The following is a 19,361-nucleotide window of genomic DNA, read 5'->3' as shown; positions in this document are numbered from 1 at the left end:
GGGAGGTCGCGATGGCGATGCTGAGTTTTGAGCGAAAATACCGCATCCGCGGCGGCACGCTGGTCGGCGGCGACCTGTTCGATTTCTGGGTCGGGCCGTTCTACGTCGGCTTCTTCGGCGTCACGACACTGTTCTTCTCGGTGCTGGGGACGGCACTGATCATCTACGGGGCGGCACTCGGACCGACCTGGAACATCTGGCAGATCAACATCGCACCGCCCGACCTGAAATACGGGCTCGCCCTGGCGCCGCTCCAGGAGGGCGGCCTCTGGCAGATCATCACCTTCTGCGCCGTCGGCGCGTTCTCGTCCTGGGCCCTGCGCGAGGTCGAGATCTGCCGGAAGCTCGGCATCGGCTACCACGTCCCCTTCGCCTTCGCGGTGGCGATCTTCGCCTACGTGACGCTGGTGGTAATCCGGCCGCTGCTGATGGGCGCCTGGGGACACGGGTTCCCGTACGGCATCCTCTCGCACCTCGATTGGGTCTCGAACACCGGCTACCAGTACCTGCACTTCCACTACAATCCCGCGCACATGCTGGCGGTGACGTTCTTTTTCACCACGACGCTCGCGCTCTCGCTGCACGGCTCGCTGATCCTGTCCTCGACCAATCCGGGCAAGGGCGAGGTGGTGAAGACCCCCGAGCACGAGGACACCTTCTTCCGCGACACCATCGGCTACTCGATCGGCACGCTGGGCATCCACCGGCTCGGCCTGTTCCTGGCGCTGTCGGCCGGCTTCTGGAGCGCCGTCTGCATCGTCATCAGCGGTCCGTTCTGGACCCGCGGCTGGCCCGAATGGTGGGGCTGGTGGCTCAATCTCCCCGTCTGGCGCTGATCTCCGAAGAGGGAGGCTCGTGACCCCATGGCCTACTACCAGAACATCTTCTCCGAAGTGCAGGTCCGACCGACCCAGCCGGAACACGGCATCCCGGTGGATGTCGACAAGCGCTGGGGCACGCCGTTCAATTCCTACCTGTTCGGCCTCATCGGCAACGCGCAGGTCGGCCCGATCTATATCGGCTACCTCGGCGCCCTCTCCTTCGCCTGCGGGCTGATCGCCTTCGAGATCATCGGTCTCAACATGTGGGCGAGCGTGAACTGGGATCCGATCCAGTTCGTGCGCCAGCTGCCTTGGCTGGCCCTCGAGCCGCCCCGCCCGCAATACGGTCTGAAGGTGCTGCCGCCCCTCGCCGAGGGCGGCTGGTGGCTGATCGCCGGCTTCTTCCTGACCGCCTCGATCCTGCTCTGGTGGCTGCGGCTGTTCCGCCGCGCCAAGGCGCTGGGCCTCGGCTACCACGTGCCCTGGGCCTTCGCCTCCGCGATCTGGCTGTTCCTGGTGCTCGGCTTCATCCGGCCGGTGCTGATGGGCTCCTGGAGCGAGGCCGTCCCGTTCGGCATCTTCCCGCACCTCGACTGGACCGCCGCGTTCTCGCTGCGATACGGCAACCTGTTCTACAATCCCTTCCACATGCTCTCGATCGTCTTCCTCTACGGGTCGACGCTGCTCTTCGCGATGCATGGCGGTACCATCCTGGCGGTGAGCCGCTTCGGCGGCGAGCGCGAGATCGACCAGATCGTCGACCGCGGCACCGCCACCGAGCGCGCCGCCCTGTTCTGGCGCTGGACCATGGGCTTCAACGCCACCATGGAATCGGTCCACCGCTGGGCCTGGTGGTTCGCGGTGCTGACGACGCTCACCGGCGGCATCGGCATCCTGCTCACCGGAACGGTGGTCGACAATTGGTACCTCTGGGCGGTCAAGCACGGCGTCGCCCCGTCCTACCCGCAGGTCTATCCGCCGGTCGTCGATCCGCTGAGTGTGTCGCCCACCACCATGCCCGGGGGAGCTCCATGAAGACCTTCTTCACCGTCCTCGGCGCGTCCATCGCCTTCTTCCTCACGGTGGCGATGGTCGGTCTGACCGATTGGGACCGGCCGCCGCTGGCGGTCCATCAGAACGGTTTTCGCGGGACCGCGATGGCGCAGGTCCACACCCGCGACGCCGTCGAGGACATCCGGGACGCCAACCGCGCGCCGGCACCGGCCGATCCGGCCGAGCCCGGCGAGGAACTTGCCGGCACGACCTACGAGAACGTCCAGGTTCTCAAGAACGTCAGCGTCAACGAGTTCAATCGGCTGATGGCTTCGATGACCGAATGGGTCAGCCCCGAGCAGGGCTGCACCTACTGTCACAACACCGAGAACATGGCCGACGACAGCCTGTACCAGAAGAAGGTCGCCCGTCGGATGCTGCAGATGACGCAGCACATCAACAGTTCCTGGAAGGAGAACCACGTCGGCGGGGCGGGCGTGACCTGCTACACCTGCCACCGGGGGCAACCGGTGCCGGCCAATATCTGGTTCACCCAGCCGGGTCCCAATCGCCCGGGCGGCTTCATCGCCCGCAACAACGGGCAGAACCTGGCCGCGCCGTCGGTCGGCCTGGCGTCGCTGCCCTACGACACCCTGACCGAGTACCTCGCCGACAAGACCATCGACAACAACGCGATCCGGGTGAACGCCACGACGGCGCTGCCGACGAGCAAGGGCAAGCCGATCCAGGATGCCGAGAAGACCTACGGGCTGATGATCCACATGTCGGAGGGACTGGGGGTCAACTGCACCTTCTGTCACAACACCCGCGCGATCTCGAACTGGTCGCAGAGCACGCCGCAACGGACCACCGCCTGGCACGGCATCCGGATGGTGCGGGACATCAACGGCAATTACCTCGAGCCGCTGCTCTCGACCTTCCCGCCGAACCGCCTCGGCGCCCTCGGTGACGTGCCGAAGGTCAACTGCACCACCTGCCACAACGGCGTGAGCAAGCCCCTGAACGGGGCGCACGTGGTCGAGGCCTATCCCGAACTCGCCAGGTCGACCGAGACGGCGAGCGCGGCCGATCCGCAGGCTCCTGTCACGGCACCGCCCGTCACGACCTCGCCCGCTCCGGATCAGCCCGCGATGCCCGCCCCGGCGCCGCAATAAGCCGGCGGCGCGCCCATCAGACGCGCAACGCCGCCGGACGGACATCCGGCGGCGTTTCGACGGTCAGGAACGGTCAGGCAGAAGCGTCGCTTCGTGCCGCGACCGATTACTTCTTGGATGCGAGGTAGGCGATCACATCGTCGATCTTCTTGTCGTCGGGATAGCCGGCAAAGACCATCTTCGTGCCCGGGACCTTCGCCTTCGGGTTCTTCAGCCACTCGTGCAGGTTGGCTTCATCCCAGGTGATCCCGGACCCCTTGAGGGCGGCGGAATAGTTGTAGCCTTCCTCCGACGCAGCCTTGCGGCCGACGACGCCCGTCAGGTTCGGCCCGACGCCGTTCTTGCCGAAGGCGTGGCAGGCTTTGCAGGGTGCGAACGCCTTCTCACCCGCCGCGGCATCACCCTCTGCATGCGCGGCCATGGGGAGCAGGGCGGCAAACAGAGCACCGTAGATCATGTATCGCATGGGGTTTCCTCGCAGATCGTTCTGGTGGCGAGGAGTAGCTAAAGCTCCGCTTCCAAAAGTAATGCGAACCGCGTCGATTATCACGTGAACGTGATCGGCCGGGATGGATTAAGGCTCGACCGCGTATGGTCGGGATTGTCCGCGCGCCTACCCTTATGCGCCTGCGCGAAATCCATCGCCTCAGGTGGAGCCATGCCGGTCCGACCCGCCGACGTCTGCCAATTCCTCGATCGCACCGGCTGGAGCCAAGCGCGTCTCGCCTGGGAACTGGGGATCAACCAGCCGCGGATCTCGCGTTTCATCAACGGCATGAAGAAACCCAATCCGGACCTTGTGCGTGTCCTGGAGGCCTTCTTCGCGGAGGACGCGCTCGCCCGCGTCGCGACGCGGACGGGCGACGGGGCTCGGTCCAACCATCCGCACGCCTAAGCCCCTCTTCGCGGGGCGCCGGCCCCGATCGAGGCCGTTCCGGCATCGGTCCCTCCCGTCTTGGCGTCGGACGGCCGCCCGAAGCGGGCCGTCGCCCGGTCAGGTCCGGGCGTAGGCGGCCGCATCCGCCACCTGGGCGGATGTGGGCCGCACGCCGGTGTAGCGGACGAACTGTTCGAGGCCCTGCAGGACCAGGACCTCGTGTCCGGTGATCGATGGCGTGCCGAGGCGTTCCGCCGCCTGCAGGAACGGAGTCCGTGCGGGCAGGGCGACCACATCGAAGGCGATCGCGGCGGCGGCGATGGCCGCCTCCGGAAAGGCCAGGGCCGCCGCATCCGGGCCCTCCATGCCGAGGGGCGTGACGTTGATGAGGAGCGGCGCCGTGCGGTCGCCGAGCTCGGTGGCATGGGCGAAGCCGTAGCGCTGCGCCAGGGCGACTCCCGCGGCCGCGTTGCGCGCGACGACCGTCCCGTGGCGAAAGCCGGAATCGCGCAGGGCCGCCACGACCGCCTTGGCCATCCCGCCGGACCCCCGCAGCACGAACGCCGTTGACGGATCGATGGCGTACTGGGCCAGCAGGGCGCGCACCGCGAGGTAGTCGGTGTTGGCGCCGGTCAGCGTGCCGTTGTCGTTGACGATGGTGTTGACGCTGTCGATCGCCCGCGCGGACGGGTCGAGGGCGTCGAGGAGCGGGATCACCGCCTCCTTGAAGGGCATCGAGACCGCGCAGCCGCGGATGCCGAGCGCGCGGATGCCGGCGATCGCCCCGGGGAGGTCGGTGGTCGCGAACGCCTTGTAGACGTAGTCGAGCCCGAGCAGCGCGTAGAGCCGGTTGTGAAACCGCGACCCGAAATGCCCCGGTCGCGCCGACAGGGACATGCAGAGGGTGGTGTCCCGCCCGATCGGGGGACGCTCGGGACAACGCCTGTCCGCGTCGTCCGCCCTCCCGTCCAGGCTCAGGGCTGCGATCCCGCGTAGAACTTCGGATTCAGGGCGGCGAGCGCCAGCAGGGGCGGGGGCATGACGACGCCGGCGACCCGCATGGCACGCGCCGCGGCGCGGCAGGCGGTCTGGTCGTTCGCGCCGGCGGCCGTCTCGAGCTGCGCGATCACGGCCGGATCCGGCTTCGGGCTCGGGGCCGGTGCACCGGGCGGCGGCGGAGACTTGGCCGAAGCATTGGCCTGGGTCATGACCGTCTTGCCGTCGCTGACGGGCGCCCGCGTATCGCTGGTCGGCGCCTTGGTGTCGCCGGCCGGCGCCTTCGCCTCGGTGGCCGGCGCCTTGGTGTCGCTGGACGGCGCCTTGGTGTCGGCGTTCGTGGGTCCGCTCAGGCCGGACTTCTGCTGCGGTTCACCCGCACCCGTCGAGGGCTGCCCCTCGCTCTTGCCGGAGGAATTGGAGACGGCGGTCGCCTGCTTCGCCGGTGTGGCGGCCTCCTGCTTCTTCTCCTCCGGCTTCTGCACGAAGGCGACCAATTCCTGGCACAGGTTCGCCGGCCCCTTCGCGGGAGCCGCCGCCGGGGCGGGCGCCGCATCCTGGGCGAAGGCCGCGGGCGCCACGAGGCAGCTCGACAGGAGCAGCGCGGCGAAGGGCAGGCGTCGGATCATCTTCGGTCCCCTGTGGTCCGGGCGCTTGGTTGGGTTCGGCGATCGCAGGATGGATCAGGACCGCTTCGGGTGGGAGGGCTCACCGGTCGCCTTGCCGTGTGCCGATTCCCCGGTGTCGTTCGTGCGCGGATCGCCGTTCCACTTGTCGCCCACGAGATTGGTGCCCGGCTCCGACACGCGGGCGCCCGACGTCGCGAAGGCCTGGTAGGCGAACTTCTGATTGCTCGTCAGGGCGTACATGGCGACGACGCCGAGCCCGATGGCCGCGATGACGGCGAGGATGAAGGCTTTCATGGTCTGGTTCCCCGTCGCCGTGCCGGCGTCCTCAGGCAGCGTTGGAAGGTCACTCGGCCGCGGCGGGATGGCGCCCGGTCAGCTGCGGACCGCTGGCGGTCTTGGCCTGCTCCTGCTCCACCCAGAGATCGTGGTGCGCGCGCGCCCAGGCGAGATCGACCTTGCCGCTGCCCATGGCGTCGTAGGCGCCCTTCATGCCGAGCGTGCCGATGTAGATGTGCGCCAGGATGCCGGCGATGAAGGTGATGCCGATCAGCGAGTGGATCACCTGCATGACCTGCATGCCGTTGATGTCCAGCAGCGCGAACGGGAACAGCATCATCAGGCCGGTCAGGCTCATGGCGACGCCGAAGCCGGCGACCATCCAGAACACGCCCTTCTGGCCCGCGTTGAAGCGCGCCGCATGGGGGTGCTTGTTGCCGATGAAGCCGCCGCCGGCCTTGATCCAGGCCCAGTCCAGGCGGTTGGGGATGTTGTCCTTGATCCAGACCACGAACATCATCACCACGCCGAACATGAACGGCCAGGCCAGGTAGACGTGGCTGTACTTCGCCCATTGCGCCAGAGCGCCGAAGGCCTCGGGGCCGATCAGCGGCATCAGCAGGCGCTTGCCGAAGATGTAGTTCAGGCCCGAGAGCGAGAGGATGATGAAGCACACGGCCGTCATCCAGTGGGTGAAGCGCTCGAAGGTGTTGAAGCGCAGGATCTTCCGGCCGGATTCCTGGCTGTGCTCCGTCAGGATGCGCCCGCGCCAGAGGAAGAACGCGCCCAGCGCGCCGATCATGCCGAGGATGAAGGCGGCACCGATCCACGGCAGGTAGTGCTCGCGGAACGACTGGTACTCGCGGCCCTGCGGCTGGATCAGGTTCGCGGCCTTCCGGTCCGGGATGCTGATCCGGCCGGTGATCTTGTCCGCGTTCTTGAAGAGGAACTCTTCGTTCACCGAATCCGCCGTGGGCTTGGCGCCCATGGGGTTCTGCCCGTCCTGCGTGATCGGATTCTGGGCCTGCGCCGGTTCGAACGCTGCCGGCGCGGCCAGGAGCGTCGTCGCGACGACGAGGGTGCTGAGGAGCGTAACTGCCCGCCGCATCGGCGTTCCTTTCGATGGCGTGTCGCCCGATGGCGTGTCGTCTTGGAGCCGCCGGACGGCCGCCGGCTCCAGGGGCGAGGGGGCGATCAGATCGCCACGGTCTCGCGGTAGGCCGTCTTCCAGCCCCAGGCGCCGGAGCCGTAGCCGCGCTTGATCACGCGCTGCTTGTAGATCTCGGCGATCATCTCGCCGTCGCCGGCGAGCAAGGCCTTGGTCGAGCACATCTCGGCGCAGAGCGGAAGCTTGCCCTCGGCGAGGCGGTTCGAGCCGTACTTCTCATACTCGGCCACCGACAGGTCCGGCTCCGGTCCACCCGAGCAGTAGGTGCACTTGTCCATCTTGCCGCGCGAGCCGAAGTTTCCGACGCGCGGATACTGAGGCGCGCCGAAGGGGCAGGCATAGAAGCAGTAGCCGCAGCCGATGCAGATGTCCTTGGAGTGCAGCACCACGGCGTCGGCCGTGGTGTAGAAGCAGTTCACCGGGCAGACCGCCGCGCAGGGCGCGTCAGTGCAGTGCATGCAGGCCATCGAGACCGAGCGCTCGCCGGGCTTGCCGTCGTTCAGCGTGACCACGCGACGGCGATTGATGCCCCAGGGCACCTCGTGCTCGTTCTTGCAGGCGGTGACGCAGGCGTTGCACTCGATGCAACGGTCGGCGTCACAGAGGAACTTCATACGGGCCATGGTCGATGCGCTCCTCTCACGCGGCCTTGATCTGGCATAGGGTACACTTCGTCTCCTGCATGCCCGTCACAGGATCGAAGCCGTAGGTGGTGACCGAGTTGACGCTCTCGCCGAGCACCACCGGGTCGGTGCCCTTCGGGTAGTAGTCGCGCATGTCCTTGCCGTCGTACCAACCCGAGAAGTGGAAGGGCATGAACGCGACGCCCTTGCCGACGCGGTCGGTGACGAGCGCCTTGACCTTGGCCTTCGAGCTGTTCTCGGCGCCGGTGACCCAGACCCAGGACCCGTCCTTGATGCCGCGGTCGGCGGCATCGCCGGTGTTGATCTCGACGAACATGTCCTGCTGCAGCTCGGCGAGCCACGGATTCGACCGGGTCTCCTCGCCGCCGCCCTCGTATTCCACGAGGCGGCCCGAGGTGAGGATGATGGGGAAGTCGCGCGCCACGTTGCGCTCGACCGCCGCCTTCTGCACCGACAGGCCGATGTTCGGCATGCGGAACTGCCGCTCGTCCGGCCGGGTGGGGTACTTCGCCACCAGGTCCGGCCGCGGCGAGTAGACCGGCTCGCGGTGCACCGGCACCGGATCGGGCAGGTTCCAGGCATTCGCCCGGGCCTTGCCGTTGCCGAACGGGATCACGCCGTGGTCGAGGCAGACCCGCTGGATGCCGCCCGACAGGTCGGTGGCCCAGCTCACGGTGTCGGGCTTGTCGCCGCCGATCTTCAGGATCGTGGCGAGTTCGTCCGCCGTCAGGTCCTTGTCCCAGCCCAGCTTCTTGAACACCCCGAAGGTGAATTCCGGGTAGCCGTCGGTGAGATCCGAATCCTTGGTGAAGCTGTCCTCGGCCAGCAGGGTCTGGCCGTTGCGCTCGGTGCCGAAGCGGGCCCGGAAGGTGCTGCCGCCGTCCTTCACGTGCAGCGACGTGTTGTAGAGGATCGCCGAACCGGGATGGCGCAGCTCGGGCTTGCCCCAGCACGGCCAGGGCAGGCCGTAATAGTCGCCGCCCACCTCCGGGTCGTCCTTGGGCGCCCGAAGGGTGATGAGATCGAACTTGTGCTGGTTGCGCATGTGCGCCTTCAGCCGCTCGGGGCTCTGGCCGCAATAGCCGGTCGACCAGCCGCCACGGTTGATCTCGCGCAGCAGGTCCTCGGCGGACGGGACGTTGTTCTCGACCTTGATGTTCTTGAACAGCGTCTCGGCGAAGCCGAGCTTCTTGGCCAGGAGGTAGAGCACCTCGTAGTCGTTCTTCGACTCGAAGGCCGGCTTCACGATCTGCTCGCCCCATTGCAACGAGCGGTTCGAGGCCGTGCGGGAGCCTTCCATCTCGAGGGAGGTACAGATCGGCAGCAGGTAGGTGTTGTCCTGCCGGGCATCGAGGGCCGCGAAGGTGGTCGGGTGCGGATCGGCGACCACCAGCAGCTCGAGCTTGTTCATGCCCTCGATCGCCTCGGGCAGGCGGGTCACGGTGTTGCCGCCGTGGCCGAACACCATGAACGCCTTGATCGGGCTGCGCTGGTCGATCTGCTCCGGCGGCAGGTTCACGGCGTCGAACCAGCGCGTCGAGGTGATGCCGGGCGCTTCCATGTTCTCCTTGCGCGAGCGGGCCTTGCGGCCGGCCGCGGCGGGAACCTCGTCGAAGCGGGACTGCAGCCACTCGTAGGGCACGTCCCAGACGCGGGCCCAATGGCGCCAGCCGCCCTCGACGAGACCGTAGTAGAGCGGCAGCGAGGTGACATCGAGGCCGAGATCGGTCGCGCCCTGCACGTTGGTGTGGCCGCGGAAGATGTTCGCGCCGGTACCGGGCTTGCCGACGTTGCCGGTGGCCAGACACAGGATGCAGAGGGCGCGCACGTTGGCGGTGCCGACCGTGTGCTGGGTCGCGCCCATGCACCAGATCAGGGTCGCGGGCTTCTCCTTGGCGAACTTCTCCGCCACCCGGCGCAGCTGCTCGCCCGGCACGCCGGAGACGCGCTCGACCTCCTCGGGCGTCCACTTGGCGACTTCCTTGCGCACGTCGTCCATGGCGTAGACGCGCTGGCTGATGAACTCCTTGTCCTCCCAGCCATTCTGGAAGACGTGCCAGAGGATGCCCCAGACCACCGGGATGTCGGTGCCGGAGCGGATGCGCACGTACTCGGTGGCGTGGGCGGCGGTACGGGTGAAGCGCGGATCGATGACGATCATGTTCGCGCGGTTGATCTCCTTGCCGGACAGCACGTGCTGCATGGAGATCGGGTGCGCCTCGGCGGGGTTGCCGCCCAGGATGATCATCGTCTTGGCGTTGCGGATGTCGTTGTAGGAATTGGTCTGGGCGCCGTAACCCCAGGTGTTGGCGACGCCCGCCACCGTGGTCGAGTGACAGATGCGCGCCTGGTGATCGACGGAGTTGGTGCCCCAGAAGGCACCGAACTTGCGCATCAGGTACGCCGCTTCGTTGGTGAACTTGGCGGAGCCGAGCCAGTAGACCGAGTCCGCGCCGTTCTTCTCGCGGATGGCGCCGAGCTTGTCGCCGATCTCCTCGATCGCCTGTTCCCAGGAGACGCGCTGCCACTGCCCGCCGACGAGCTTCATCGGGTATTTCAGGCGGCGGTCGGACGAGACCAACTCACGGATGGCCGCGCCCTTGGCGCAGTGGGTACCGCGGTTGATCGGGCTCGCGTAGGACGGCTCCTGGCCGACCCAGACGCCGTTCACCACCTCGGCCGTCACGGTGCAGCCGACGGAGCAGTGCGTGCAGACGTTCTTCTTGATCTGCACGTCCGGCGCCGTGGCCGAGGACCCGGCCGCGCGCGCCTGACGCACCGACCCGAGCTGGATCGTGCCGGCCGCCGCGAGGGCGCCGGCGGTCAGGCCCGACTTCTTCAGGAAGCCACGCCGGTCGAGCACGCCGGCCGCGAGGCCCGCGGCGACGGCCTGATGCTTGGTGCGGCTCGCCTCGCCGCTCTTGCGCTTGGTCAGCATCGCAGGCTCACTTCTTTCCGGCGTTCGTGCTGTTCTGGAGGGTCTCGTAGCCGTTGGTCCGGTAGAACGCCTTCACCTCGTCCGTGAGGCGGTAGCGCGACCGGGTCTCGTCCGTGCCGGGGTCATAGGCCTGCGCCTCGGTGACCGAGATCGGCGACGCCATGCCGGCCGCGGCCGCCACCGTGCCGCCGCCGAGCGCGCGGAAGAACTGGCGACGGCCGAGCTGATCCTTCTGATCCTGTCCCATCGCCCACACACTCCTGACGGTGCTCGCCCATGCGGGCCGAGCGCCATGATCCCAAGTGACGAATGCCTCAGGCATCCATCGCGAAAGCTGCCGCCTCGATCTCCAGGAAGGCTCGTCCCAGAGCCCCGACCGGGCGGTAGAAGCGCGCTGCCTTCGCGCGCTCCAGATCCGTGAAGAAGCGTTCGCCCCACGGCGCGATGTGCCGGAGGAAGAACGCGCGGGACGCCTCGGGCTCCGCCTCGAGCCGTCCGGCCGTGAGCCCGGCCATCACATCGAAGAGAATCGCGAGATGATCCTCGGGTTCGGTCGTCGCCGGGTCGCGCTCGATGCCGAGATTCGAGAGATCCTCCCGCACCCGGGCAAGGGGCCGCTCGTTCAGGAACCCCGTCAGATAGTAGGAGGCGTAGGGAAGGAGCTCGCCCCGCCCGACACCGACGAAGAGCGCGAAATATTCCCGCTCCACCGCCTCCACCGACGTCTCCCGCGCCAGGGCGGCGAGGGCGGCGACCTCGCGTCCGAGCACGCTGTCGCCGCCGCTCAGTCCGGCCAAGGCGCGGAGAAGATCCGCCGTGGGAGGGCGACCCAGCAGGACCGCGAGCAGGTCGTACTGCTGGGCACGCAGGTAATCGACTTCGTCCAAGGCCAAGCTCGCCACTGCGGCCTCGTCGATCCGATCCGTCACCCCGAAGCCTACTTCCCCTGGCGGCTCTGAAAACGGCGCACCGGAACGCATACCACTCCTCGACCCTTGCGGCCCCCGCCGCTCCACCTGAGGTGCGGTCTAGTTTGTATTGATAATAAAAAGCGTTTCGCCGGACGGCAATCGGCTTTCTTCGGATTAGCTCGGCATCGCGCCGCCATGGCGTCGCAGGGGCGAAACAATCGGAGGCGATTGAAACGCGCGCTCACTAATTTTCGATGGATGAAGCTCCGCGACGCCGACGTGCGCCGGCTGCTCAGGGACGGCGAGCACGTCCGGGGCGGCAAGCACGTCCGGATCGGCGAGTCCGTCGGGTGCCGCGAGCTTTTGCGTCTCGGTCTCCGGTTCGTCCGCATCCGGTCCGGTCGATGGTGTGACCTCGACGACACCCTCTTGGATACCGGCGGGCTCCTCGACCCGTCGCGGGGCATGGCCGGTCATGATCCGTTCGACCATCGCCTTGATGTCGTCCGTGGGGAGCATGGGGCCGAGCCCCGGCACCCCGCCGGGCGTATTCCAGTCATAGGCATATTCCCGGGCCTCGCTCACGAAGTCACGGATCGCCGGATCGACGGACCACATTCGCCGCAGGGCGGCTTTGCGCAGAGCCGCCGGAATCCCCACCCTGAGAAACGGAGCGAGCTCGGTCTCCGCGGTCAGATCCTCGATCTTCGGCAACCGGGCGATCGCGTCCGCCAGGCTCTCGTCGTCGATCGCCGGTTCCGAGGAAAACAGAGCGTCGTCAACGGCTTGCGGTTCGGTCGGGAGCGGTTCCGGGACCGCCTGCTCGCGCTCGCGCCGACGAACCTCCTGCTTGCGTCGCGCCCAGCGTGAGAGAAGGCCGTCGCTCATTCGCCGCGTCCCTTGCCCTGACCGCCCCGCGCCAGCGCTTCCGGATCGGCGCGGTCGCGCTTCCGCTTCTCGAACTTCCGCTCCACATGGAACGCCTCGAAGAAGGCGCGCAGGATGCCCTGGCACTCGCTCGGCATCGGGACGGCTTCCACGATCTCCCCGATCCCTTCCGCCATGGCCTCGCCCTCGTAGGGATCCGCCGTCACGGTGGCGATCTCGTAGGAATCCTCACCGAGTTTGCGCAACGAGACCCAGAGGGAGGGACGTCCGGACACGAGGTTGTCGCGATAATGCGAGGTCTCCGCAGGGTGCAGGAGAACCTCGTAGGATCCGGCGTAGAACGTTGATTCCGCTTCGGTTTCTGCAAGCTGGGTCCAGTTCGCCACGGGGGGCGCCGCCGGCAGTGCCGCGACCGGCAGCCAGGCATGGGTCGCCCAGGGGCCGCGCAGGCGCCGGCGGGCGACGAGGATACCGACCTCGAAATGGTTCTGCGGCAGGACCCGCTCCTGCGCGGGTTCGTCCGGCGCTCGTCCGGTCCGCTCGTCGTCGGGGATTGGCGGAACGTTGGGCATCAGCAGGGCGCCTGCGCTGTCTTGAGGGGGAGGCCTGCGATCAGATTCTGCGGCTTCAGCGTCACGAGGTTCGCGCCCGTTGCCGCCAGCAGGAGGTAGACCGGACGGTCGCCGACCGAGTCTTCGAGGCGCGTCCGGTCGGTGAACGTCAGGCTGAAGAGCGCGATGACGCGCTCCTGATCGGCGCTCGAGACCGGGTCTCCGCGCCAGAGGGCGTTGCCGATCCGGGTCGCTTCCGCATCCAGGCCGACGAACCAGCGCCAGTCGGAATCTTCGAGCTTGTCGAGGGGGTTGACCCGAACCTCGACGTTCAGGAGGTGCCCGACGAAGGCCTCGATCACCCGGGCGAGCGCCTCGCGGCTGCGCACGCTGGAGCCGAGGTTCAGCGCCATCGAGAACGCATCGGAGCGGCTCCAGTAGCTCCAGGCGTTGTCCTCGTTCAGAACGTCGAGTTCGTTCGCCGCGTCCTTGCCCAGCATGCTCACCAGCGGCGACAGGGGTGCACTCCCCTCCCGGGCCTCGATCACCTCCGCATCGGCCAGGAGAACGGCGCCGTCGAGGCGACTGATCCGTTGTGACCGGAACAGCAGTTCCGCTGCGCGCAGCACGAACGGGTCGTCGCAGCCGTCGAGGGCATTGCGCAGGATCAGGTGGACCAACTGGTTGAGAAATAACGAGGGAATGCCCTGCAGGCCCTGTCTGACCATGCCGAGATAGGCCGCCTCGATCGAGCGCGCGGCCAGCAGGCGATCCCGGAAGGCGAGCAGCACCTCCCAGTTTTCCCGAGCGTCCGGATCGGCAATGGCGCTCACGGCCTCCGGCGCCACGGGGCGGCGGGGGTGAGCGAGCAGGTCGGCATAGAGGCCGCGCTCCGCAGCGCAGGCGTCGTCGGGCGGCAACACTTCCGGGCGAGCGAGATAGGCGAGGATCAGTTCGTCGGTGACGGCCAACCCACCACCCTCGGTGCGCTGCGTCAGGTGGTGGCCGCTGGAGACCCAGAATTCGGTCATGGCAGGGTCTGTCCCGGTACGAAGGCTGGCATCGATCAGGTTCCCGAGGACGTGGAAGCCCGCGCGAGACCGATCAGGTCGGCCCGTTCCTCGGGCTCCTCCTCATCGGTCTCGACGAAGCGGAAGGCGCGGGCATGGGCGTGCAGGCGGTCGGCTCCGGGCGTTCCGGCATCGCGCTGGTGCAGCGTCCGGAAGGCCTCCGAGATCTCGCCGTCGGTCTGGGTCCGATGCATCGCCACGACGCTTCCGATGGGAACGCCGCAGAGGGAGGCCGCGAAGTCGATCTCCTCGCGGGCGGCGGCGCGCGCGGTCGCTCGGTCCGGGGCACCGAGCCGCTCCTGGATATGCCGAGCCAGATCTTCGACCGCCGCATCGCGCTCGGCTTCGGACGCTTCGCTCACCACCACGAGGGTCGAGAAACCGAGCGACGTCACCCCGACGAAGCCGGACCGAAAGGCGGCGCGCGCCTTCCCCTCCAGTGCGGGAAGGTCCTGGTACCAGAACAGAAACGACCCCGTGACCGCCCATTCTCCCGGCTCGGCCGGATGGGCGAAGACGAAGGTATCGGAGGGGTCGAGCCGCAATGTGCGCGGTAACTTGAGCGCCGTCATAGGCGGACCGTCCCGGTTTCCGGATCGAGCCATGCCGGTTCGCGCAGCAGCCGCGCCAGAGACCAGCGCTCGGACTCCCCGAGAATGACGTCGCCCTCTCGATCGATGCGGACCGACACGCCCGATGGGGTCGGCAGATGCGCGAGGTAGCGGGCTGCAATCCCGTCGAAGCCGTCTTCGGCCCACAGGGAGAACGTCCGGATGAGATTGCGGGCGAAGCTCTCGACCAGCGGATAACGGATGTCCGCGGGAAATCCCTCCTCATCCAGGGCCGTCGAGCCAGGGGTGAGCCCCGGATCGCCGGTGCCGGCCTTCGAGAGGATGAGCATGGCCGAGAACACGAGCCAGTCTGGCGTGGATGTTTCGGTGCAGGTGGCGGGCCAGCCCAACCGTCCGCCGCCGAGCCGGGCTCCGTCGAAAACGAGAACGTCCGGCCAGCCGAAGGTGAGCGGCATTTCCGGTGGGCCGTGGGCGCCGACAGCGTCGGCAAGAGCCGTCATGGCTGCCAGGAATGCACGGCGCGCCGAACCCAGGGGCTCGTCCGGCGCCAGCACCACTGCCAAGTCGAGCACGTTCGCGCGTTCTGTGAGGATGAGGGTGCCTGCCGCGTCAGACCCGTCTCGCCCGACCAGTGCCAAGGCTTCCGTGAAGGCATCGCAGGCACCCTGTACCAACCGGCCGGTGAAGGCTGGTGGCAGGGCGAGTGCCGTCGATGGAACGTCGAGGTCCAGGGCTGTCATCACGGAAACGGCAAGGCTCACGGGGGATTGGTTGCGGGAGGGATACGCGCACCCGACATGTTCAGCCGACGACGAAGTCACAAGACGCAAGATGCGCGCGGGACGTGTCGTCGCTGCGCTCCGGTGTCGGATCGCAGTTTTGAACCATTTGAGTATATGCGATACGAACGACGACGCGAAGAGGCCACCGCTGTTCGGGCCGTCGTCTGCGTCAGCCTCCTCCAAATCCATCCAGGGTTCGTCCGTGTCCGACCGTATCGTATTCGCCTGCTCCTGCGAGAAGACGATGTCGCTCGACGCCGAGGCGATCGGGCGGGGATGTGGCGGGACGCTCAAGCTGGTCGATCAGCTCTGCGGCCGCGAGCTCGACCGCTTTCGGGCTGCCGTGCAGGGGGGTGGCGCGGTCACCGTTTCCTGTACCCTGCAGTCGCCCCTCTTCGACGAAGTCGCATCCGAACTCGGCGCCGAGGACCGGGTGGCGTACGCGAAGATCCGGGAGACGGCAGGCTGGTCGATCCACGGTCACGAGGCTGGCCCGAAGATGGCGGCTCTGCTCGCTGCGAGCGCCGAGCCCGTCCCGAATGCCGCTACCGTCGCGATCGAAAGTCAGGGCGTCGCCCTGATCTACGGTCGTGACGAAGCCGCCATCGAGGTTGGCCGTCGTCTTGCGGAACACCTCGACGTCACGGTGCTGCTGAGCCGGCCCGGAACGGTCGAGCCGCCTATGCGCAACGATTTTCCGATCGTGCAGGGTACGGTCGCCGGTGCAACGGGAAGGCTCGGGGCTTTCGCGTTGCGCATCGACGATTACGCCTTGCCGGCTCCATCGTCGCGATCGCAGCTCATTTTCGGACCGAGCCGAAACGGCGCAAATTCGACCTGCGACATCGTCATCGACGTTACCGGCGGCACCCCCCTGTTTCCGGCGCACGAAGTTCGGCTCGGCTATCTGCGCGCAGATCCGAGAGATCCGGCGGCGGTCGAGCGCATGATCGCCGAGGCGTCACACCTCGTCGGCACCTTCGACAAGACGCGCTTCGTGGATTTCCACGCCGAGCTTTGTGCCCATTCGCGCTCGCGCATCACCGGTTGCACCCGCTGCCTCGAGGTTTGCCCGACGGGGGCGATCTCGCCGGCCGGCGATACGGTGGCGATCGATCCCTATATCTGCGCCGGATGCGGGAACTGTGCCTCGGTCTGTCCGACCGGGGCTGCCGCCTATGCGCTGCCGCCGGCCGATGCGCTCATGCGGCGGCTGCGGACCCTCATGGTCGCCTATCAAGCGGCCGGTGGGCATGACGCGGTGATCCTGTTCCACGACGGCGACCACGGCGAGCCCCTTATCGACGCGCTTGCGAGGCATGGCGACGGCTTGCCGGCTTGCGTCCTGCCCGTGCGGGTGAACGAGATCACGCAACTGGGCCCGGAGGCCTTCGCAGCCCTCTTTGCCTACGGCGCCGCTGGGGTCCGAATTCTTGGCCGCGACCGACCCAAGCATGACCTCGACAGTCTGCGCCGAGCGGTGGTCCTCGGCGACACCCTGGCGCGCGGACTCGGTTATGGCAGCGGGATCTCAGAGCCGGTGGTCTCCCTGATCGAGACCGACGACCCCGACGTTCTGGGCGCCACCTTGGCGGCGCAGCCGAGCGGACAGGCGGCCGGCGCGCCCTCTCGCTTCATGCCCATCGGCGGCAAGCGAGAAGTTTTGCGCTTTGCTTTCAACGAGATGCATGCGGCTGCTCCCGAGCCGGTCGCGCGGATTCCGCTGGCCGCGGGCGCTCCGTTCGGAGGCCTGGAGTTCCGGACTGAGGATTGCACGCTGTGCCTGGCCTGCGTTGGCGCCTGCCCGACCCATGCACTGTCCGACAGTACCGACCGGCCGTTCCTCGCCTTCGAGGAGAGCCTCTGCGTGCAATGCGGGCTCTGCGCCAATACCTGCCCGGAGAGTGTCATCACCCTGAAGCCCGGCGTCGATTTCGAGGCCTGGGCCGCACCACGACGTGTGGTGAAGGAGGAGGAGCCCTTCGCATGCATCGCTTGCGCCAAACCCTTCGGCACTCGCAGTACGATCGAGCGGGTGGTGGAGAAGCTGCGCGATCGGCACTGGATGTTCCGGGGCGAAGCAGGCGAAGCGCGCGTGCAAGCCCTGATGATGTGCGAAGACTGTCGTGTTGAGGTCGCGGTGAACCAGGGCTTCGATCCGCATGCCGGACCCGAACGCGCCCGTCCGCGTACCACCGAGGACTACCTGCGTGAGCGTGCCGCTCGCGGCGAGGCGATCTAGCCGGATCAGGCTCTGTTATGGGCGCCTGGACATGGCGGAGCATGGCGGCGCGCGACCTCGGGCAGGTCGTCGCCCTGGCCGATCGGCTGTTCCCGGACCATCCGGAGGATGCGGTGCATTTTGCCGAACGGCTCGCATTGGGCGCCGGCCTGTGTCTGGCCCTGAGCGACGCAGATGCGGGCGTGTCGGGATACGCCATCGCGTATCCCTGGCCTCTCGGGCGAATTCCGCCCTTGAACCGGTCGCTTGCGCCCGTGCCGCCGGCGGGGGGCGGGGCCTATCTCCATGACCTCGGCATCGACCCGGCGCTCGCCGGAGCCGGGCATGCGGGAGCGGGTTTGGCGCTCCTGATCCATCGGATGCGGGAGGCCGGGCTCCGCGACCTCGCCGTGGTGGCGGTCAACGGAACCCTATCGTTCTGGGAGCACAACGGCTTTCGGATCCGCGAGCCGGGCGACGGAATGGCCAGGAAACTCGCCAGCTACGGCAGTGCCGCTCATTACATGGTCCGGACTTTGTGATCCGATCTCAGCGCGTCGTGGTCGCGTGCTCCAGGAACTTTACCAGTGCCTCCCGGTCTTCCGCCCGGTTGATCGTCTGCTCCGGCATGCGTGTCCCCGGGGTATAACGGGCGGGGCCGACCTCGAAGAGTTGCGCGATCGTCCGCGCGTCCCAGACGATGTCCATACCCCTCAGGGCGTCGGAATAGCGGTAGCCCGGCGCGGTGGCGATTCGCCGGCCCATGATGCCGGCGAGCGTCGGTCCGGCGCGGGGGCCGTCTTCCGACGTGAGGGCGTGGCACGCAACACAGGCGCGGAACACCTCGGCGCCGCGGTCGCCATGGTAGACGGCCAGGGCATCCGCCGGGCGGGGCATTGCCAGGGGGCCGATCGGCTCTCCGGTCCGAGCATCCCAGCGTCGGATCAGCCGATCGCTGCCCCCGGTGAGGAGTTCCTGTCCGTCCGGGCGCCAGGCGATGGACCAGACCGGCAGACCCGGCCCGACGAGCCGGTGCAGGATCGCGCCCGATCTCCGATCGATCACGGCGACTGCGCCACCGGCGGTGGCGGCGGCGATCCGGCTCCCATCGGGGGAGGGCGCGAGCGCAATCACCGGGTTCGGCCCGACATCGACCGAGGCCCGGGCCGATCCGTCAGGGCGAAACAGGCGTACGACGGCGTCCCCGCCTGCGACCGCAATTTCGCCGTCCGGCGTCACCGCCAGCGCGTTCAGGATGGTGGGCAGCGTGAAGACGATGGTCACGCCCGCCGGGTCGTCGGCCTGGGGCCAGATCCGTAAGGTGGCGTCGTAGCCGGCGGTGACCGGCCGTCCGTCCGGCAGGAAGCCCACGGCGTTCACGTTGCCCTGATGCCCCTCCAGTACGCGGACCGGACCGCCGGTCAGCGGGCGGATGCGGGCGGTCCCGTCCCAGGAGGCCGAGGCGAGGAGCAATCCGTCGGGCGAGACGGCCAGTGCCGCCACCGGCCCCGAATGTTCGGTAAAGACCCGCGCGGGCTCCGGCTGTCCGGCGCGCCAGAGTGCGATGCGGCCATCTTCCGAGGCGGTGACAAAGGCGCCATCGGATAAGGCCGCAACCGCGTTCACGGCTCCATCGTGAAAGCGCAGGACGGTAAGCGCCGCGCCGCTGTCGATCGCCCACAGGATCGCGGCTTGATCGAAGCCGCCCGAAATCGCAACGGCACCACCCGGCGCGACGGCCAAGGCTCGAACCGGGCCCCCATGTCCGCGCAATTGCGCCGCTGCGGGTGATCCAGACGAGGCGGTGACGAGGAAGCAGAGGGCGAGTGCCCGCAGGGACGGGGCCCGA

At 67.9% G+C, this 19,361-nt stretch carries 21 protein-coding genes; 6 read left to right on the top strand and 15 right to left on the bottom strand.

All coding sequences use genetic code 11. The features are described 5' to 3' along the window. Positions 1–11: 11 nt before the first annotated feature. From pufL to pufC, 3 genes are read left to right on the top strand one after another with little or no spacing between them, the layout of a single operon-like run. Positions 12–836, top strand: a complete 825-nt coding sequence (gene pufL / locus AC0IY1_RS02705) for a photosynthetic reaction center subunit L (RefSeq protein ID WP_055956014.1) — start codon at positions 12–14, stop codon at positions 834–836. A gap of 27 nt (positions 837–863) precedes the next feature. Continuing rightward, positions 864–1,856 (top strand): photosynthetic reaction center subunit M, encoded by a 993-nt coding sequence (gene pufM / locus AC0IY1_RS02700; protein ID WP_103709842.1) that lies wholly within the window; start codon positions 864–866, stop codon positions 1,854–1,856. Then, entirely contained in the window at positions 1,853–2,989 is a 1,137-nt protein-coding gene (pufC, locus tag AC0IY1_RS02695; RefSeq protein ID WP_471767536.1) for a photosynthetic reaction center cytochrome PufC, read from the top strand. Before pufM ends, pufC begins: the two co-directional genes overlap by 4 nt. 106 nt (positions 2,990–3,095) lie before the next feature. Here pufC and AC0IY1_RS02690 read toward each other — a convergent pair whose 3' ends face one another. Beyond that, positions 3,096–3,455 carry a c-type cytochrome gene (locus AC0IY1_RS02690; RefSeq protein ID WP_055956005.1) on the bottom strand — a complete coding sequence of 120 codons (360 nt, stop codon included), beginning with the start codon at positions 3,453–3,455 and terminating at the stop codon, positions 3,096–3,098. 192 nt (positions 3,456–3,647) lie between these two features. Here AC0IY1_RS02690 and AC0IY1_RS02685 point away from each other — a divergent pair, with 192 nt between their 5' ends. Continuing rightward, positions 3,648–3,884 (top strand): helix-turn-helix domain-containing protein, encoded by a 237-nt coding sequence (locus AC0IY1_RS02685; protein ID WP_471767534.1) that lies wholly within the window; start codon positions 3,648–3,650, stop codon positions 3,882–3,884. A gap of 99 nt (positions 3,885–3,983) precedes the next feature. On the opposite strand, the gene AC0IY1_RS02680 is transcribed toward AC0IY1_RS02685, so the two are convergent. The 13 genes from AC0IY1_RS02680 to AC0IY1_RS02620 all read right to left on the bottom strand — a co-directional run bounded on the left by AC0IY1_RS02680 (position 3,984) and on the right by AC0IY1_RS02620 (position 15,252). Next, positions 3,984–4,787 carry a shikimate 5-dehydrogenase gene (locus AC0IY1_RS02680; RefSeq protein ID WP_471767932.1) on the bottom strand — a complete coding sequence of 268 codons (804 nt, stop codon included), beginning with the start codon at positions 4,785–4,787 and terminating at the stop codon, positions 3,984–3,986. A 53-nt stretch (positions 4,788–4,840) separates the two neighbouring features. Further along, positions 4,841–5,491 (bottom strand): hypothetical protein, encoded by a 651-nt coding sequence (locus AC0IY1_RS02675; protein ID WP_471767532.1) that lies wholly within the window; start codon positions 5,489–5,491, stop codon positions 4,841–4,843. Positions 5,492–5,545: 54 nt separating this feature from the next. Continuing rightward, on the bottom strand, positions 5,546–5,785 hold the full coding sequence (locus tag AC0IY1_RS02670; protein ID WP_055955992.1) for a hypothetical protein: 240 nt from the start codon (positions 5,783–5,785) through the stop codon (positions 5,546–5,548). A gap of 49 nt (positions 5,786–5,834) precedes the next feature. After that, the gene (locus AC0IY1_RS02665; RefSeq protein WP_055955990.1) at positions 5,835–6,875 is read right to left on the bottom strand and encodes a formate dehydrogenase subunit gamma; all 1,041 of its coding nucleotides are present in this window, start codon (positions 6,873–6,875) and stop codon (positions 5,835–5,837) included. 86 nt (positions 6,876–6,961) lie between these two features. Next, complete coding sequence (fdh3B, locus tag AC0IY1_RS02660) at positions 6,962–7,558, bottom strand: formate dehydrogenase FDH3 subunit beta (protein ID WP_055955987.1); 597 nt, start codon at positions 7,556–7,558, stop codon at positions 6,962–6,964. 16 nt (positions 7,559–7,574) lie between these two features. Beyond that, positions 7,575–10,517 (bottom strand): formate dehydrogenase subunit alpha, encoded by a 2,943-nt coding sequence (locus tag AC0IY1_RS02655; protein ID WP_103709847.1) that lies wholly within the window; start codon positions 10,515–10,517, stop codon positions 7,575–7,577. A gap of 7 nt (positions 10,518–10,524) precedes the next feature. Beyond that, a complete protein-coding gene (locus AC0IY1_RS02650) occupies positions 10,525–10,764 on the bottom strand; it encodes a formate dehydrogenase (protein WP_055955978.1) in 240 nt (79 codons plus the stop codon). A 67-nt stretch (positions 10,765–10,831) separates the two neighbouring features. Continuing rightward, positions 10,832–11,446 carry a TorD/DmsD family molecular chaperone gene (locus AC0IY1_RS02645; protein ID WP_245436154.1) on the bottom strand — a complete coding sequence of 205 codons (615 nt, stop codon included), beginning with the start codon at positions 11,444–11,446 and terminating at the stop codon, positions 10,832–10,834. A 156-nt stretch (positions 11,447–11,602) separates the two neighbouring features. Beyond that, a complete protein-coding gene (locus AC0IY1_RS02640; protein ID WP_471767530.1) occupies positions 11,603–12,316 on the bottom strand; it encodes a DUF3306 domain-containing protein in 714 nt (237 codons plus the stop codon). Further along, the gene (locus AC0IY1_RS02635; RefSeq protein ID WP_471767527.1) at positions 12,313–12,888 is read right to left on the bottom strand and encodes a DUF3305 domain-containing protein; all 576 of its coding nucleotides are present in this window, start codon (positions 12,886–12,888) and stop codon (positions 12,313–12,315) included. The genes AC0IY1_RS02640 and AC0IY1_RS02635 overlap by 4 nt, the downstream gene beginning before the upstream one ends. Next, positions 12,888–13,898 carry a DUF6352 family protein gene (locus AC0IY1_RS02630; protein ID WP_471767526.1) on the bottom strand — a complete coding sequence of 337 codons (1,011 nt, stop codon included), beginning with the start codon at positions 13,896–13,898 and terminating at the stop codon, positions 12,888–12,890. The genes AC0IY1_RS02635 and AC0IY1_RS02630 overlap by 1 nt, the downstream gene beginning before the upstream one ends. A gap of 35 nt (positions 13,899–13,933) precedes the next feature. After that, positions 13,934–14,509 (bottom strand): DUF6505 family protein, encoded by a 576-nt coding sequence (locus AC0IY1_RS02625; RefSeq protein ID WP_471767524.1) that lies wholly within the window; start codon positions 14,507–14,509, stop codon positions 13,934–13,936. After that, complete coding sequence (locus AC0IY1_RS02620) at positions 14,506–15,252, bottom strand: biotin/lipoate--protein ligase family protein (protein ID WP_471767929.1); 747 nt, start codon at positions 15,250–15,252, stop codon at positions 14,506–14,508. The genes AC0IY1_RS02625 and AC0IY1_RS02620 overlap by 4 nt, the downstream gene beginning before the upstream one ends. 283 nt (positions 15,253–15,535) lie before the next feature. Here AC0IY1_RS02620 and AC0IY1_RS02615 point away from each other — a divergent pair, with 283 nt between their 5' ends. Further along, a complete protein-coding gene (locus tag AC0IY1_RS02615; protein ID WP_471767521.1) occupies positions 15,536–17,533 on the top strand; it encodes a 4Fe-4S binding protein in 1,998 nt (665 codons plus the stop codon). 41 nt (positions 17,534–17,574) lie between these two features. Continuing rightward, positions 17,575–18,054, top strand: coding sequence for a GNAT family N-acetyltransferase (locus AC0IY1_RS02610; protein ID WP_471767520.1), 480 nt, complete (start codon positions 17,575–17,577; stop codon positions 18,052–18,054). A gap of 7 nt (positions 18,055–18,061) precedes the next feature. Here AC0IY1_RS02610 and AC0IY1_RS02605 read toward each other — a convergent pair whose 3' ends face one another. Further along, positions 18,062–19,348, bottom strand: a complete 1,287-nt coding sequence (locus AC0IY1_RS02605) for a c-type cytochrome (protein ID WP_471767927.1) — start codon at positions 19,346–19,348, stop codon at positions 18,062–18,064. Positions 19,349–19,361: the final 13 nt, after the last annotated feature.

Source organism: Methylobacterium sp. AC690 (genome assembly GCF_979256535.1).
Note: the sequence above shows the minus strand (reverse complement) of the source record. Positions and strands in the feature narration are given on the sequence as shown.

Coding starts and splice junctions, on each gene's coding strand:
- pufL (WP_055956014.1), top strand. CDS start 12: ATGGCGATGCTGAGTTTTGAGCGAAAATACCGCATCCGCGGCGGCACG.
- pufM (WP_103709842.1), top strand. CDS start 864: ATGGCCTACTACCAGAACATCTTCTCCGAAGTGCAGGTCCGACCGACC.
- pufC (WP_471767536.1), top strand. CDS start 1,853: ATGAAGACCTTCTTCACCGTCCTCGGCGCGTCCATCGCCTTCTTCCTC.
- AC0IY1_RS02690 (WP_055956005.1), bottom strand. CDS start 3,455: ATGCGATACATGATCTACGGTGCTCTGTTTGCCGCCCTGCTCCCCATG.
- AC0IY1_RS02685 (WP_471767534.1), top strand. CDS start 3,648: ATGCCGGTCCGACCCGCCGACGTCTGCCAATTCCTCGATCGCACCGGC.
- AC0IY1_RS02675 (WP_471767532.1), bottom strand. CDS start 5,491: ATGATCCGACGCCTGCCCTTCGCCGCGCTGCTCCTGTCGAGCTGCCTC.
- AC0IY1_RS02670 (WP_055955992.1), bottom strand. CDS start 5,785: ATGAAAGCCTTCATCCTCGCCGTCATCGCGGCCATCGGGCTCGGCGTC.
- AC0IY1_RS02665 (WP_055955990.1), bottom strand. CDS start 6,875: ATGCGGCGGGCAGTTACGCTCCTCAGCACCCTCGTCGTCGCGACGACG.
- fdh3B (WP_055955987.1), bottom strand. CDS start 7,558: ATGGCCCGTATGAAGTTCCTCTGTGACGCCGACCGTTGCATCGAGTGC.
- AC0IY1_RS02655 (WP_103709847.1), bottom strand. CDS start 10,517: ATGCTGACCAAGCGCAAGAGCGGCGAGGCGAGCCGCACCAAGCATCAG.
- AC0IY1_RS02650 (WP_055955978.1), bottom strand. CDS start 10,764: ATGGGACAGGATCAGAAGGATCAGCTCGGCCGTCGCCAGTTCTTCCGC.
- AC0IY1_RS02640 (WP_471767530.1), bottom strand. CDS start 12,316: ATGAGCGACGGCCTTCTCTCACGCTGGGCGCGACGCAAGCAGGAGGTT.
- AC0IY1_RS02635 (WP_471767527.1), bottom strand. CDS start 12,888: ATGCCCAACGTTCCGCCAATCCCCGACGACGAGCGGACCGGACGAGCG.
- AC0IY1_RS02630 (WP_471767526.1), bottom strand. CDS start 13,898: ATGACCGAATTCTGGGTCTCCAGCGGCCACCACCTGACGCAGCGCACC.
- AC0IY1_RS02625 (WP_471767524.1), bottom strand. CDS start 14,509: ATGACGGCGCTCAAGTTACCGCGCACATTGCGGCTCGACCCCTCCGAT.
- AC0IY1_RS02615 (WP_471767521.1), top strand. CDS start 15,536: ATGTCGCTCGACGCCGAGGCGATCGGGCGGGGATGTGGCGGGACGCTC.
- AC0IY1_RS02610 (WP_471767520.1), top strand. CDS start 17,575: ATGGCGGCGCGCGACCTCGGGCAGGTCGTCGCCCTGGCCGATCGGCTG.